The sequence below is a fragment of the Nitrospira marina genome, assembly GCF_059568365.1.
In genome coordinates, this window is sequence record NZ_JCANTH010000001.1 from 140,238 (window position 1) to 154,110 (window position 13,873).

The 13,873-nt window shown below is 48.7% G+C and carries 12 protein-coding genes; 10 read left to right on the top strand and 2 right to left on the bottom strand.

All coding sequences use genetic code 11. The features are described 5' to 3' along the window. Window positions 1–852 precede the first annotated feature (852 nt). Window positions 853–3,069: a tail fiber domain-containing protein gene (locus LX98_RS00635; RefSeq protein WP_496427073.1), complete on the top strand. Its 2,217-nt coding sequence runs from the start codon at window positions 853–855 to the stop codon at window positions 3,067–3,069. 656 nt (window positions 3,070–3,725) lie between these two features. Here the strand turns inward: LX98_RS00635 and ruvA are convergent. Together ruvA and LX98_RS00645 are read right to left on the bottom strand one after the other, a co-directional pair. Beyond that, window positions 3,726–4,337 carry a Holliday junction branch migration protein RuvA gene (gene ruvA / locus LX98_RS00640; RefSeq protein ID WP_496427074.1) on the bottom strand — a complete coding sequence of 204 codons (612 nt, stop codon included), beginning with the start codon at window positions 4,335–4,337 and terminating at the stop codon, window positions 3,726–3,728. A 271-nt stretch (window positions 4,338–4,608) separates the two neighbouring features. Continuing rightward, complete coding sequence (locus tag LX98_RS00645) at window positions 4,609–5,364, bottom strand: YebC/PmpR family DNA-binding transcriptional regulator (protein ID WP_496427075.1); 756 nt, start codon at window positions 5,362–5,364, stop codon at window positions 4,609–4,611. A 223-nt stretch (window positions 5,365–5,587) separates the two neighbouring features. Between LX98_RS00645 and fmt the strand changes: the two genes are divergently transcribed. The 9 genes from fmt (at window position 5,588) to thrH (ending at window position 13,599) form a co-directional block, all read left to right on the top strand. After that, window positions 5,588–6,571: a methionyl-tRNA formyltransferase gene (fmt, locus tag LX98_RS00650; protein WP_496427076.1), complete on the top strand. Its 984-nt coding sequence runs from the start codon at window positions 5,588–5,590 to the stop codon at window positions 6,569–6,571. Between the two features lie 82 nt (window positions 6,572–6,653). Then, window positions 6,654–6,971: a hypothetical protein gene (locus tag LX98_RS00655; protein WP_312742161.1), complete on the top strand. Its 318-nt coding sequence runs from the start codon at window positions 6,654–6,656 to the stop codon at window positions 6,969–6,971. 58 nt (window positions 6,972–7,029) lie between these two features. Beyond that, a complete protein-coding gene (rsmA, locus tag LX98_RS00660) occupies window positions 7,030–7,845 on the top strand; it encodes a 16S rRNA (adenine(1518)-N(6)/adenine(1519)-N(6))-dimethyltransferase RsmA (protein WP_496427077.1) in 816 nt (271 codons plus the stop codon). Window positions 7,846–7,923: 78 nt separating this feature from the next. Beyond that, window positions 7,924–10,305 carry a DNA translocase FtsK 4TM domain-containing protein gene (locus tag LX98_RS00665; protein WP_496427078.1) on the top strand — a complete coding sequence of 794 codons (2,382 nt, stop codon included), beginning with the start codon at window positions 7,924–7,926 and terminating at the stop codon, window positions 10,303–10,305. Next, window positions 10,302–10,991, top strand: a complete 690-nt coding sequence (locus LX98_RS00670; protein WP_312644841.1) for a LolA family protein — start codon at window positions 10,302–10,304, stop codon at window positions 10,989–10,991. Before LX98_RS00665 ends, LX98_RS00670 begins: the two co-directional genes overlap by 4 nt. 61 nt (window positions 10,992–11,052) lie before the next feature. Then, complete coding sequence (locus LX98_RS00675; RefSeq protein WP_496427079.1) at window positions 11,053–11,529, top strand: response regulator; 477 nt, start codon at window positions 11,053–11,055, stop codon at window positions 11,527–11,529. An 83-nt stretch (window positions 11,530–11,612) separates the two neighbouring features. After that, window positions 11,613–12,167, top strand: coding sequence for a hypothetical protein (locus tag LX98_RS00680; protein ID WP_496427080.1), 555 nt, complete (start codon window positions 11,613–11,615; stop codon window positions 12,165–12,167). Further along, complete coding sequence (locus LX98_RS00685; protein WP_312742148.1) at window positions 12,164–12,811, top strand: HAD family hydrolase; 648 nt, start codon at window positions 12,164–12,166, stop codon at window positions 12,809–12,811. Before LX98_RS00680 ends, LX98_RS00685 begins: the two co-directional genes overlap by 4 nt. A gap of 167 nt (window positions 12,812–12,978) precedes the next feature. Beyond that, the gene (thrH, locus tag LX98_RS00690) at window positions 12,979–13,599 is read left to right on the top strand and encodes a bifunctional phosphoserine phosphatase/homoserine phosphotransferase ThrH (protein WP_496427081.1); all 621 of its coding nucleotides are present in this window, start codon (window positions 12,979–12,981) and stop codon (window positions 13,597–13,599) included. The last annotated feature ends 274 nt before the right edge of the window (window positions 13,600–13,873 follow it).

Here is a 13,873-nt window from a genome sequence, read left to right on the forward strand (position 1 = left end):
AATGCGAAATGTATCAATTGCGGTTTTTGGTTTGACTTAGCTGATGTATTGCGCTTTTTTAAGCGCGTCCTCGAAAGCGGCTACAACGGTCAAAAAATCCGTGAAACCCTCTAGCCTGTCCTGAAATCAACCAACTGCGTTCCTCACCCAAAAGCCTGGTATATTTCATTCGGCGTACATTCAGAAATCCCCCAGACGTCATTAAACTTTACTCCCTTTGATTCGTACCCTACACCAGAAACACCTTGCCGAGTCTGCTCTGCTATACCTAGGAAAAAATTTATTCCATGTCCTTTTGCCATGCTCCCATTCGGCTCTTGGCCGCTGCTCATGGGCTCTGCTCTGTCTCTACCTTAAGGAGCGAGTTCAACTGAGGAAGCGAACTTTCCATTACGTGGGTGTGGGCATAGAGAAAAAATCTGACACCACAACATATATTCTTTAAGTGTTGTCTGAAAATATCTATGTCGTGCCATCACAAAACATAGGTTGACATAAATTTTTTATAAGGGTAAGTTCGCAAAAGAGTCTTTCGTGAATTAATTCCCGAAAGGCTCTTTTTTTTGGGGCAGACTGAGATAAATCTTCAATAACGCAAGTCGGGAGATACGATAGACACGCATTTGGAAACCTAATACGACAGATCAAGGAAAGGTGAAATGGACCAGGGGCGGGCCGGACCCCAAATCATCGTATCTCTATCAGTGCTCGGCACAAGTTCGTCATGCCTTCTTGGACCACTATGGTCTGGGAAGGCATTTTTTTATTCATCACAGGCTCGGGCAAACAAAACCTCAGATTGTTTTGTTATCTACCCATTAATCCTAAACCTTATACAAAAGGGGGGATTTTATGACTGTTTCCCAGTTCTGTTCAAGAACCACAATTAATTTTATCAGCCTGCTCGCATTGGCCATGCTGATCGACTGGACTTCATTAGCCTTAGCTGTCAAACCTGACCCTAGCGCCCCAGGGAATCACCTGCTTATCAAGGAAGTGGTCGTGGTTGTGGATGAAGGCCCTCCCGGATTAACCACGTTTACCATTACCGGCCAAGACTTTGATTTTGTGAACCTTTCGGACTTATTGGTCACACTCGGTGAATTTGGCGTGTTGACCATTCAAGGGGCGCCATCAAATGTAAACATCGTTGCTTCATATCCTGAGGCAATTGCTCCTGGGGACTACCTCCTCACCGTCACGACCGGAAGCGGTCAGAGCAAGCATGATGAATATGATTTGACGATTGGCGCAGGGGATCAAGTCGGGGGCGGGGGCGTGGAAAGTGTCACAGCGGGGGATACCTCTATTACCGTGGATGACACCGATCCCGCCAATCCGACCGTCGCGGTCAGATCTGGCGGTATCAGCACCGCAAAATTGGCCAACGCGTCGGTCGATGCCACGAAACTGGCATTAAATTCTGTTGATTCAAATACGATTGTTGATGATTCCATCACTTCGACGGATATCGGCGTCAGTGCCGTGAATACCGGGGAATTGGCCAATGATTCGGTCATTGGGGCGAAGGTCTTGGATGAAAGTCTGACCGATGAAGATGTTGCACATCTCATCACGGATGATAACGCAGGGGGCAACAACACCGGCTTAGGAGTGAATGCCTTGCTCAATAACATCGGGTTGTCGAACACCGCCGTGGGCGCGGGGGCCCTTCGTGACAATACCTCCGGTAATCTCAACACAGCTACGGGAATTAGTGCACTTCAAAACAATACGGCTGATAGAAATACTGCCAACGGTGCGGTGGCGCTTCAAAACACTACTACTGGAACATTCAACACCGCCATGGGAGCCGAGGCGATGCGCCAGAACACGACAGGAAGCTTTAACACGGCCATTGGAACCTTGGCCTTAGACGGAAATTCTACGGGCGCAGGTAACACCGCTGTTGGTGAGGGTGCCCTCGGTGGCAATACAACTGCAAGTAACAATACGGCCATAGGGCGGCGGTCTCTTTGGTTAACCACTACGGGGCAATTCAATACAGCCATTGGGTCATTCGCACTCACGGACAACCTCACTGGCAGCGCAAATACTGCTATTGGTTCAGACGCACTTAGTGACAACACGGCTAGTTTCAACACGGCTGTTGGGCAGGGTGCTCTAAAAACTAACACTACTGGCAATATCAATACTGCTGTTGGGACTGGTGCTCTTGACGGTAATTCCACAGGGTCGGCAAACACGGCTCTCGGAGCTGGCGCACTTGGAGTGAATTCGAGCGGTGCGGAATTGACAGCTGTCGGAGCAGAAGCGCTTGCTGCCAGCACTGGGAACTTCAATACTGGCTTAGGAAGAAGTGCTCTCCAATTTAACACCAGCGGGGCTTCGAACACTGCGGTGGGGCTGAAGGCGCTCCGCAATAATACAACAAGTAGCACTAACACTGCTGTTGGGGCATTTGCGCTTGAGAACTCTACAGGAACTGGTAACACTGCCTTAGGGTATAGTGCGGGATTTAACGCAACTGGTAGTAACAATATTTATGTGAACAATCTCGGAGTTGCGGGCGAATCCGGTACCACTCGCATTGGTGCTAACTCACAAACGAGCGCATTTATTGCGGGCATCAGTGGGGTGACGACAGGAGGGGCAGCCGTTACCGTAGTGATCGACTCTAATGGACAACTGGGGACGGTGTCCTCTTCTCGTCGGTTTAAGGAGGACATTCAGGATATGGATGCGGCAAGCCTTGGTTTGTTGCAGTTACGGGCCGTCACCTTCCGCTACAAAAAGGAATACGCTAATGGGGCGAAGCCGCTGCAGTATGGGTTGATTGCCGAGGAAGTGGCGGAGATCTATCCGGATTTGGTGGTCTATGGCAAAGATGGCCAAGTCCAAACGGTACAGTACCAGAAATTGACCACAATGCTGCTCAATGAACTGCAAAAGCAGCATCAGAAGGCGCTCATTCAAACACAGCAGATCGCCGAGCTTCGGGAGCAGGTGACGCTGGTGCAAACCCAGTCTCAACAACTTCAAGCGCTTCAGGCTCGTCTGGCAAAGTTGGAAGCCCAATCCAGCGCTTTGCCAGTCAGCTTGCATTGAGAATGTAAGTTGTGAATCGGCGAGAGTCCCATGCCGCTGGGTGTGGGGCTCTCGCCGAAGGTCTCAGGATAAGCGGTAACTTCTGCCCGACACGAACCCTCAAGGCATGTAATTTCGCTATTCCTTCTTTAAGAACCCGCCCACGAAACTGGCGCAAGTCCATAATTTATAGTTATTCCAAATAATTACCAAAGGCTTTTCGTTTTTGATCATGATAGTAGACGCTGCCATTCCCATAGAATACCCTTGGGCCCCTCTCTCTCCCTTTGTCCGACGGCCTGCCGTCCGTTTCCCTGGTCGGACGCTCACATCACTCGGCGGGGCCTGTTTGAGTGCAGCGAGTTGGTCCGCCCTCCTGTGGCTTGCGTCCGTCCACTCTGATGTGACTGGGCGGGGCGCCAATGGTTTTGGGTCCTTTTGCCGAACCAAAAGGACCTCGGCTGCCGGGCCGAAACCCGGCATCTCGAATACAGGTTAAGAATTCTCCGTTTCTGTCATTGAGCCATACACAGGTAATTTCCCCCGAACAATATGGAAGTTTATAGGAATGACTATATTTCAAATCTATTAAGGACTCCGTATCTAGGAACTTGGCCTTTGGATCAATGCTGGTGGGTAATCAACAATTTTTTAAGTGTGAGAAGAAACGCCTGCTCTTAGCCTTTGGCTAATTCTTTGAGGGTTGTGCGGATGAGGTCTTCGAGTTCGTAGGCTTCGTCCAATTTAGCCGTCGCGAGACTCATGGCTTTGTTGACTTCTGTGGCGCGATATCCCAAATTGATGAGGGCGGAGGCGGCTTCCTCCTGGAGAATGTTGGTCGGTTCGGTCGGAGTTGGCGAGGGTTTGTGGGAATCCGGAAGCATGATGCGATTGGTTTTGTCTTTTAACTCCAGCACGATTCGACTCGCCGATTTTTTCCCAACTCCGGGAATGGAAGCTAAGGTTTCAAGATCACCGGTTTCAATTGCTGTACACAAATCTGGGATGGAAAGGGTCGATAACGCACTCAGGGCGAGTTTGGGTCCGACACCGCTAATGGTGGTAAGCAGTGAAAAAGCTTGTTTCTCTTCAGTGGTGGAAAATCCAAAAAGCTGAATGGTGTCATTCCGCAAGTGGGTGGAGACAAAAACTTGCACGGTGGAATTGATTTCAGGAAGGCTGAAATAGGTGGAAAGGGCAATAAACACGTGATAGCCCACGCCCTGCACAGAAATTACGGCGTCTTGTGGCGTTTTGGAAATGAGAGTTCCTGACAGTGAGGCGATCATGATTGTGCGAAACTCACACTTTCTGCAATTGGTGAAGCGATTGTGAAGGAGCAGAGTAGGAATTATGAAGGATAATGCCAAGCAAGAGCAGAGTGGAACCCAGAAGGCAGAGAGCCTGTCCGAGATTAGCGATCATAACGAGGCTCTGCTTGTTTGAGTCAGGCGTTTGGAACGTTTGAAGCGAATCGCTGGATAATTGGACGAAACGGATCTGAAAATCTGGAGTAGTCCACTGCTTCCGCGGTAGATCAGTCTAATATCGGGCAGCCTCCTAGGCACTTTCTGCAGCCATTTTCTCCATCAATTCGTCAGATATTTCAAAGTTGGCATGGACCTTGGACACGTCTTCGTTCTCCTCCAGAAGATCCATGAGTTTTAGGGCTTGCTCTGCATCTCTGCCTTCCAGTTGAATGTGGTTTTGTGCGATGAAGGTCAGCTCGGACAGACTGGTTTCAATCTGAGCCTTCTGTATTGCTTCTTTGACGGCTTCAAAATTTGCTGGTTCAGAAATGATCTCAAAACCGGTGGGAGTTTGTTTTACGTCTTCAGCTCCGGCTTCCAGTGCCAGCTCGAATAGTTGTTCTTCAGTCACCGCCTGGTTTTCGATAACCAGTAACCCTTTTTTTTGGAATTGCCAGGCGACTGCGCCGGCTTCGGCCATTGTCCCGTTATTTTTGGTGAGAATATTTCGAACTTCGGCTACCGTCCGATTACGTTTGTCGGTCGAAATTTCTAGAAGAAGTGCCGTGCCTCCTGGTCCATAGCCCTCCAACATAAACTCTTCGAATTGCATTCCCGGAAGTTCTCCGGTCCCTCGCTGAATAGCCCGTTTGACCGTATCGGCAGGCATATTCACTTCTTTGGATTTTGCAATAGCTTGGCGTAAGGCAGGATTGCCGTCCGGGTCGCCGCCACTACGAGCGGCAATGGAAATCTCACGGATCACGCGGGTAAAAATTTTCCCCCGCTTGGCATCTTGTGCGCCTTTGTGGCGCTTAATTGTTGACCAATGACTATGTCCACCCATGCTCGCGATCCATTCCTATATATTTAAAGGCATCGAAAATACCAGAATGTGCCCCCGCGTGGGCTTCTATCACAGTAATTGAAAGGGAGTCAATGCACGTGGTCATGGCAGTATGAGAGGCTTTGAATCGCAAGCGGGGTGGGTAGTTGTTGTCCTGAAGAGTCAGCAAGCTATATCCTGTTCAATTGATTTACTTCGTTATCCGGTGTTAAGGAAATTAGTCATGCGCATCGTGTTTATGGGCACACCAGACTTTGCGGTTCCCACCCTTCAGCAGTTATTGAAGTCAGAATTTTCTGTCGTCGGGGTCGTGTGTCAGCCTGACCGACCGAGTGGGCGTGGGAAGAAAGTTCAAGTGGGGCCGGTAAAGGCGCTTGCATTGTCACAAAATATCCCGGTGGTGCAGCCTGAAAGAATGAAGGATCCCAAATTACTGGAAACTCTTCGAGCATGGGAGCCTGAAGTAGTGGTGGTTGCTGCGTTTGGCCGAATTTTACCCAAACCCATTCTTGATCTTCCCCCGAAAGGATGTCTGAATGTGCATGGGTCCCTTCTCCCGAAGTATCGGGGTGCTGCACCCATTCAATGGGCTGTGATCCAGGGAGAGGTGAAGACCGGAGTTACCATTATGCTTATGGATGAAGGGATGGACACGGGAGCTATTCTTCAACAGGAAGAAATTTCTATTGGGCAGGACGAAACCTCAGGAGAGTTAGCTCCACGAATGGCTCAGGTTGGCGGAGCCCTTCTGGTCGGGACTCTACGTGGATGGATCGCGGGCACAATGCCCCCTCTCTCCCAAGATGATTCGGCGGCGACTATGGCGCCTATCTTAACCAAAGAAGATGGATTGATGAATTGGGAGCTCCCGGCGCGAACCCTCGCCAACCGCATTCGCGGACTGTCGCCCTGGCCTGGTGTGTATACGTTCCTGGAGGGTGAACGGTGGGGGATTTGGAAAGTCCAAGTTGAAGAACAAGAACCAGGTATCCGGCACACTGCCCATGACATTTCTCAGGCTCCAGGTACAATTACTGCCGTCACGAAACAGACGATCCGTGTTCAAACTGGTCAGGGAAGTTTGAACCTTTTGGAGATTCAACCGGAAAATAAAAAACTCATGCACGTTTCTGACTATCTAGCCGGGCATCGAGTTACCATCGGCATGACCTTTTCAATGGGGAAGCATGACGATTTGGCGGTGTAATCATGTGGTAAATATTTGTGGCACCGGCAGGGTTCTAGTGCCAGGCGTTTTCGTATGACCCGTTTTGGTGGAAAAGGATCCAATGATGACCGATCAAACCTCAGAGTTATTGGCCTATATTCAGAGTCAAATAGAGGAAATCACCACTATTCACGCACAGGCGGAAAAGGCCCTCAATGCGGTGCAGGGAAAAGACCATGTCACCAAGTGGAAGAGAAAAGTGGTTAATGGTTTGGAACCTTATGTGAGTCAGGCATATCTTCAGCACATTACCAAGGAATGGCTGGAAACCACCTATTTTGTGGGCGATGTGTTTGATGAATTAGCCGATGAAGTGGACATGTGCCGTCGGCACCTTAAGAAGTTGGTTAAGGACATTCAGACCACCGGTATCCCCTGATGCCTCCTTCCCATATGAAGCCCCAGGTTGAACCTTCTCATTTTTCTCACCGTCTATAATGGCACCCCTTCCTCCTTATCCGCGCAAACGGCTCGGTCAGCATTTCCTTATTGACCCAAATTTACTTCGAAAAATTATCAATCTGGCGGACCTCCAGCCCGATGAATATGTCTGTGAAATTGGACCGGGTGGCGGCGCATTGACCAGATTGTTATGCCAATCGGCGAAGCGGGTGTTAGCCTTGGAAGTTGATCCCCGTATGGTGGATTTCTTGAAAGAGGAATTTGCGGAATGTTCGAACCTTGATATTCAAGAACACGATGCACTCCGCTTTCCCTTCAATCAACTACCAGAGCCTGCTGTGGTAGTGGCTAATTTGCCCTATAACATTTCAACGCCCATTATGTTCCGGTTGTTAGAAGCCCGGCCAAAGATCCGTCGAATGGTCTTAACTGTTCAACTGGAAGTCGCCAAGCGGTTAACTGCCAAACCCAATACTAAAGACTATGGTGTGCTATCCGTTATGGCCCAACGTTTGGCCGATGTCCGTTTCGGTTTCCCCGTGTCTCGAAAATGCTTCCGCCCCGTTCCTGATGTAGATTCGGGAGTGGTGCGGTTGGATATTCGTGTTCATCAGCCTTATTCTGCTCAGGAAGCTGACGTGTTTGCTTTGGTGGTGCGGGCGGCATTTGGTCAACGCCGAAAAACCCTCCTCAATGCATTACGCGGAGCGGGTTTTTCTTTGACCTGTTTAGAAAGTGCTCAAGTTCGTACAGGTATCACCTTAACCAGGCGAGCGGAAACGCTGTCGGTGGAGGAGTTTCAGCATTTAAGTGAAGCGCTCAATGGCCCAATGCTGCCCTTCGTTTCTTAATATCTCCAGAATTTTGTAACCTTGTCATATGCGTAAGGGTTGTTTGCTCGATAGAAACACTTATGGTAGGATTTTTTGATGAGTATCTTCCCTAGTTCAAAGACCAAGCCAACAAAAGACCAAACCAAGGGATTTTCTGTCTTAACCACACAAGTTGTGGGAATTTTAGTCGCGACTTTGGGCATTCTTGGGCTGCTCAGCCTGGCAACTTTTTCTCCTTCAGACCCGATTCTTTTTTCCGAGGAACCTTCCTCAAATTCCATTCCCGAAAACGCTGTAGGTCTGATTGGGGCTACCCTCTCGTTTTCCCTCCTCACTGTGGCGGGAGGGGGGGCTTATGTAGTGCCATGCTTGCTCATCGTGTTGGGTTTAAGCGTCCTATGGGGCGAAAAACTTCGTATTACGTCTGGCAGTTTTCTGGGATCGCTGCTTGGTGTTCTCTCTTTCAGCGCACTGCTACATCTTCGATTTTCAGACCAGCCTCAAGTATCCGACATGGATGTCTTAGGGGTAAGCCAGGGTGGAGTCGTGGGACAATGGGTAGCGGCTGGGCTCGGATCGTACTTGGCGGTCACGGGTGCCACGATCATGCTAGGGGCACTGTTACTCATTGCCTTCCTTTTGCTTGTGCCGGTATCGATTGGGCAAATTGCTCGAACTCTCCTGAATTTTTTGGGACGCCTCAAAAATACTGTGGTGGAATCGGTGAGAGAACGAGACTGGTGGGTAGCAGAGTCCCAACCAAAAATGAATAAATCGATTCGAATAAATCGTCAATTGGCTGCTCGTGGTGGTATCGGCGCGATGGTTTTAGAAACTTTGGAACCCAAGTCCAAATTATCCAAGATAAAAAGAGATGATCTGCCAGCTACCATCGAGATAACGCCTACTCTTCCACACATTGAGGAAGTCGACGACACCTTTATTTCTCGCAAGAAAATTTCAAAGTCATATCAAATGCCTTCCCCAACCGATCTGCTGGATACTCATGCTGCGCGGGCGGCTCATCAGACCGATGCGGTGTTAAAATCTCAGTCCGAAGTTCTTGTGAACACGTTGGCAAGTTTTGGGATCGAGGGAGGCGTCACGGATGTGCACCCTGGACCAGTGATTACCATGTATGAGTTTGCTCCCGGTCCCGGCATCAAAGTCGCCCGAATTGTGAATTTGGCTGATGACCTGGCCATGGCCTTAAAAGCCTTAAAAGTTCGAGTAGTGGCTCCTCTCCCAGGAAAATCCACCGTAGGTATTGAAGTGCCGAATCCCCAGCGGGAAACGGTTGGATTGAAAGAGATGTTGACATCAGAGGCTTTCACCCGGGCCCGCTCCAAGCTGGCCTTGGCCTTGGGGAAAGATATTTTTGGGCGACCGGTGGTGACGGATCTCCGTACCATGCCCCATTTATTGGTGGCGGGTGCGACAGGGTCAGGAAAAAGTGTGGGGCTGAACTGCCTGTTATTGAATATCCTATTTACCGCCCATCCCGACGAAGTGAAACTCCTGTTAATTGATCCCAAAGTGTTGGAATTGCAGGTGTACGATGGGATTCCCCATCTCATTCGCCCGGTTATCACAAATCCCAAAGAAGCGGCTCGTGGGTTAGGGTGGGTCGTACAAGAAATGGAGCGTCGTTACCAGGTGTTAGCGGAATTGGGGGTTCGAAATATTGATGCCTATAATAAAAAAGTTACCGATTCTCAGGAGTCGGGTTCACCACTTCAGACCGTGAAGAAGCTGAGCAAAGGCCAATCGATGGATGTGGAGGAAGGGGCCCCCCTGCTGGAATCTTCGCAAGAAGAGCGGGTTTTGTTGCCCTACATTGTAGTGGTCATTGATGAATTTGCCGATCTGATTATGGTGGCGCCTAAGGATATTGAAGATCGCATAGCGCGACTCGCTCAGATGGCCCGTGCGTCAGGCATTCATCTTGTCTTGGCCACTCAAAGACCATCAGTTGATGTCGTGACTGGATTGATCAAGGCTAATTTTCCTGCACGTATCGCTTATCAGGTTTCTTCCAAAATTGATTCCCGGACCATTTTAGATGCGAATGGAGCAGAAAGTCTTTTGGGAAAAGGTGATATGCTGTTTTTATCCTCTGGGACCGGTGGAATTAACAGACTGCACGGTCCTTATGTCTCGGATGAGGAAGTGCGTGGGGTAGTGGAATGGGTTAAATCCCAAGCCACTCCCGTCTATGACCCGGTGGCCCTAGAGTCCGTTCAGGAACCCTCGGTGGATGAACAGGATCGCGATGAGACCTATGAGCGGGCAAGAGAATTGGTGATGACCACAGGACAGGCCTCAGCCTCGTTTATTCAGCGTCGCTTGCGTGTGGGGTACCCCCGAGCAGCCCGGATGATTGAGCAAATGGAGGAGGAAGGTCTGGTGAGTGCTCCAGGGCGTGATGGGAGACGAGAGGTCCTCGCTCGAAGTACGGTTATTGCGGAGATAGGATGATGTCACTGCCGTTCCTGCGATGGGCCATCTATCTAGGCATTATTTGCTTTATGATGCCTGTATCCGATACCTCGGCTGCATCTGTTTCCGTCATGGAAGATATTGTTGCGAAGGTTGATGCTCGTTATGCTCAGACCAAAGATTTGCAAGCTGACTTCGTCCAGGAAACCATTCTTGAGGGATTTACGACGGGGTTTACCTCTTCAGGGCGGCTCTATTTAAAAAAGCCTGGATTGCTTCGATGGGATTATCTTCATCCATCGGAAGAGCAGATTTATGTGAATGGTGATCAGGTCATGATGTATGTCCCTGAGCATCAGCAGGTGGTCAAAGGGGCGCTTACGCAAATGGCCGCGTCTAAGGGTCCCCTAGCTCTTCTGCAGGGGGCAGGAAATCTATCTCAGCAATTTACGATTCTGGAATCCGCAGATGGCTCGAAAGATAATGAAAAGTTCCCGAGTCTCACCTTAGTCCCCAAGCCTGTTGACCAAACCCCTCCAACTATCAAGAAAATTGTGCTCAAACTCTTTCCTGATACGTATTTTATTCAGGGTATTACCTTGTTTGAGGTGAGCGGGAATATCTCTCATGTAATGTTTGACCACATTCAGGCGAATACGGGTCTTTCGTCCAGTCAGCTCACTTTCGATGTTCCGCCGGATGTTGTGGTGGTCGAATTACCCTGATTTCGACATTCAGGTCTGTCGTTTTAGATGGAATTCTCTGATAAGGAAAAGGTGGAAAGAAATGGCTGAACGCATCTTGGTTGTGGATGACGACAAGGGGGTTCGGGAAGCCCTGTCAGAGTTCTTGCTATCATTGGGTTATACCGTCGTCATGGCCGAAAATGGTGAAGAGGCCCTGAAACAATATCGTAAGGGTGACTTTGACGTGATAATGGCGGACTTGATTATGCCCAATATGGATGGCATGGAATTGTTGAGGCGTATCCGGGAGGTCAAAAATGATGAGGTGATTTTTCTGATGATTACTGGACATCCCTCCATTGGCACAGCGGTGGAGGCTATTAATCGTGGGGCCGATGATTATATTACCAAACCCTTCCATCTCGAGGACGTCAGGTTGCGGGTAACGAAAGCGTTGGAAAAACAAACCCTTAAAGGCCGCTTAAAAACAGCTCAAGGCTTGGCATGGGGTTTAATGTTGTCCATTCCTCTTTGGCTCTTATTGGGGATAATTCTGGTTATCCTGTTTAAAGGATAAGTCGCTGTTTCCTCCAGTGGTTTTTGTGTGGTCATGGCTCAATCGCCAATCCCAAATTCATTGTGAGCCTGTTGTCGTGGTTCATGCGGGTCTTACTGTGTGTTTTGGGTATTGTGGTGTTCAGTGCAAGCTCTCTTCAGGCCATTGGCGGCCACATCACTGAAGATCCCACTAAAATTTTACAGAAATATCTTTCCCTGGATAAAAAAGGCGTTCGGTTGGAGGCGCATTCCTGGGAAGTGGTGAGACCCTTTGTGGCCTGGCTGGAAGAACCGGTCTGGGGACATGTAGTCGTGATTTCTCAATATGAGGTGGTGGACGATGTGTCTCAATGGGAAGTTATTAATGGGCTAGAGGCCAAAATTCCGGTAATTTTCGAGGTGTTAGGAACGATGCACTGGGAACGCGCAACGTTTGTGACCAATCCACATCGTGAAATACAATATTTTCATCTGAAGGCGGTTGGGGACCGGTGGCAAATTGTAGGGCCTCAATTGCCTCCACATGTGGGACGTCAACGTCTGGTCGATTTTGTTCGTTGGGCGGAGTTAAATGAATCTGGGCCGGAAAGAAAAAATCTGCTCAATTCTTTGAAACAACAATTAGAGCTTACAAATGAGAAAGATGTTCAACAATGACTACATGGCGTGCGGAAGTGTTGTTCTTTGACTTTGACGGAACTTTGATCGATTCGAAAATAGATATTGCCACCTCGGTAAACCTGACGCTGAGGGATTTGGGATTGGCCTTACGATCACGGGAAGAAATATTTAGTTTTGTGGGTGACGGGGTAAAGCGGCTATTGCGGTTATCGGTGGGGGAAGAAAATTTTGATCAATATGAAAAAGCCTTGGAGATTTTTCGAAAACATTATCTAGAGCATTGCGTGGAAACCACACGGTTTTACCCTGGCATTTGGGAGGTGCTTCATCATTATCAGGACCGAAGAAAAGCTATAGTGACCAACAAGTCCTTAGAGTATACCCTTTCAATTGTGGATGGGTTACATGCCCAGGATCTCTTTCATCATGTCGAAGCTCCTCGGGATACGATGGAATTGAAGCCAGAACCTGTAATGTTGTTGCGGGCACTTGAGGGATTGGGCGTCGATCCTTCTGATACGGTGATGATTGGGGATAGTACGAATGATGTTCGAGCAGCTCAGGCGGCGGGAATTCGAGCTTGTGCCGTAGGGTATGGGTATGGGAATCGAGAAAAAGTTGCAGCATTACGTCCTGACTTTTATTGTGAAAATCCGAAAGATCTTCTTGGGTTGTTTTAATTCCTCCCACCTCCTAACCATTTCTGCGAGTGACCGCATACAGTAAAAGTGGCTTGGTCCCCCTTTGATTTTTCTAGTTGTGGCTAACCCAGGAATTCTTTTATGATCCACTGAGATTTTTGATGGCTAGGATCATTTTTGATTATTAATCAAGAAAAGAGGTCTTGATGGCGCAGCCGGTTATTACCTGTTTGGACATGGAAGGAGTGTTATTTCCTGAGATCTGGCTAGCCTTGGCGGATAAAGTTGGTATACAGGAGCTACGTCTGACCACCAGGGATGTTGCGGATTATGATGTCTTAATGAAAAAACGACTGGAAGTCCTGAAAGCGCATCGCATTACTCTTCGGGATATTCAGGAAGTTGCCAATACGATTTCTCCCCTCCCGGGCGTTCCTGATTTTATTGCTTGGCTGCGGGAACGATGTCAAATTATTATATTGTCGGACACGTATTATGAGTTTGTCGGATCACTTATGAAGAAGCTCGAATTCCCTACTATTTTTTGCCATACATTGGGAGTTGATTCCCATGGGTTTATCACGGATTATTTCTTACGCCAACATGATCAAAAGCGACATGCTGTCAGTGCGATGAAAGGTATCGGGTTCAGAGTCTTGGCGGGAGGAGACTCCTATAATGATGTTTCAATGTTAAAGGAAGCCGACGCCGGATTTTTTTTCTGTCCTCCTGATTCAATTATCCAGGAATTTCCCCAATTCCCAGTAGCTCGTTCGTATGCAGAATTTCAGGAGCACCTGGGTCGGGCAGGCGGCTTCCCTTCCTGACCTGGTCATGCTGAGGTAGGTTTGAATTCCCTTCCCCCATGTTTTCGTTCAAGAGGCCTTTGGCCAATGCCAAGATATATGGAGGGTCTTCTGAGGGGAAGCATTGTTGCGTTTCCAAATTGTACTTGCTAGATGTATGGCGCTTTATAAGTGGTTGAAGAAGAGTACTGATGATAAAGGAGAAAGAGGTTCAAAGAATCATTTCTTGAAGAAAAAAGAGATGTCATCCTCAAAAAATTGCCAGAAATTTTTTCTGGATCCTCTAGGGCTGTTG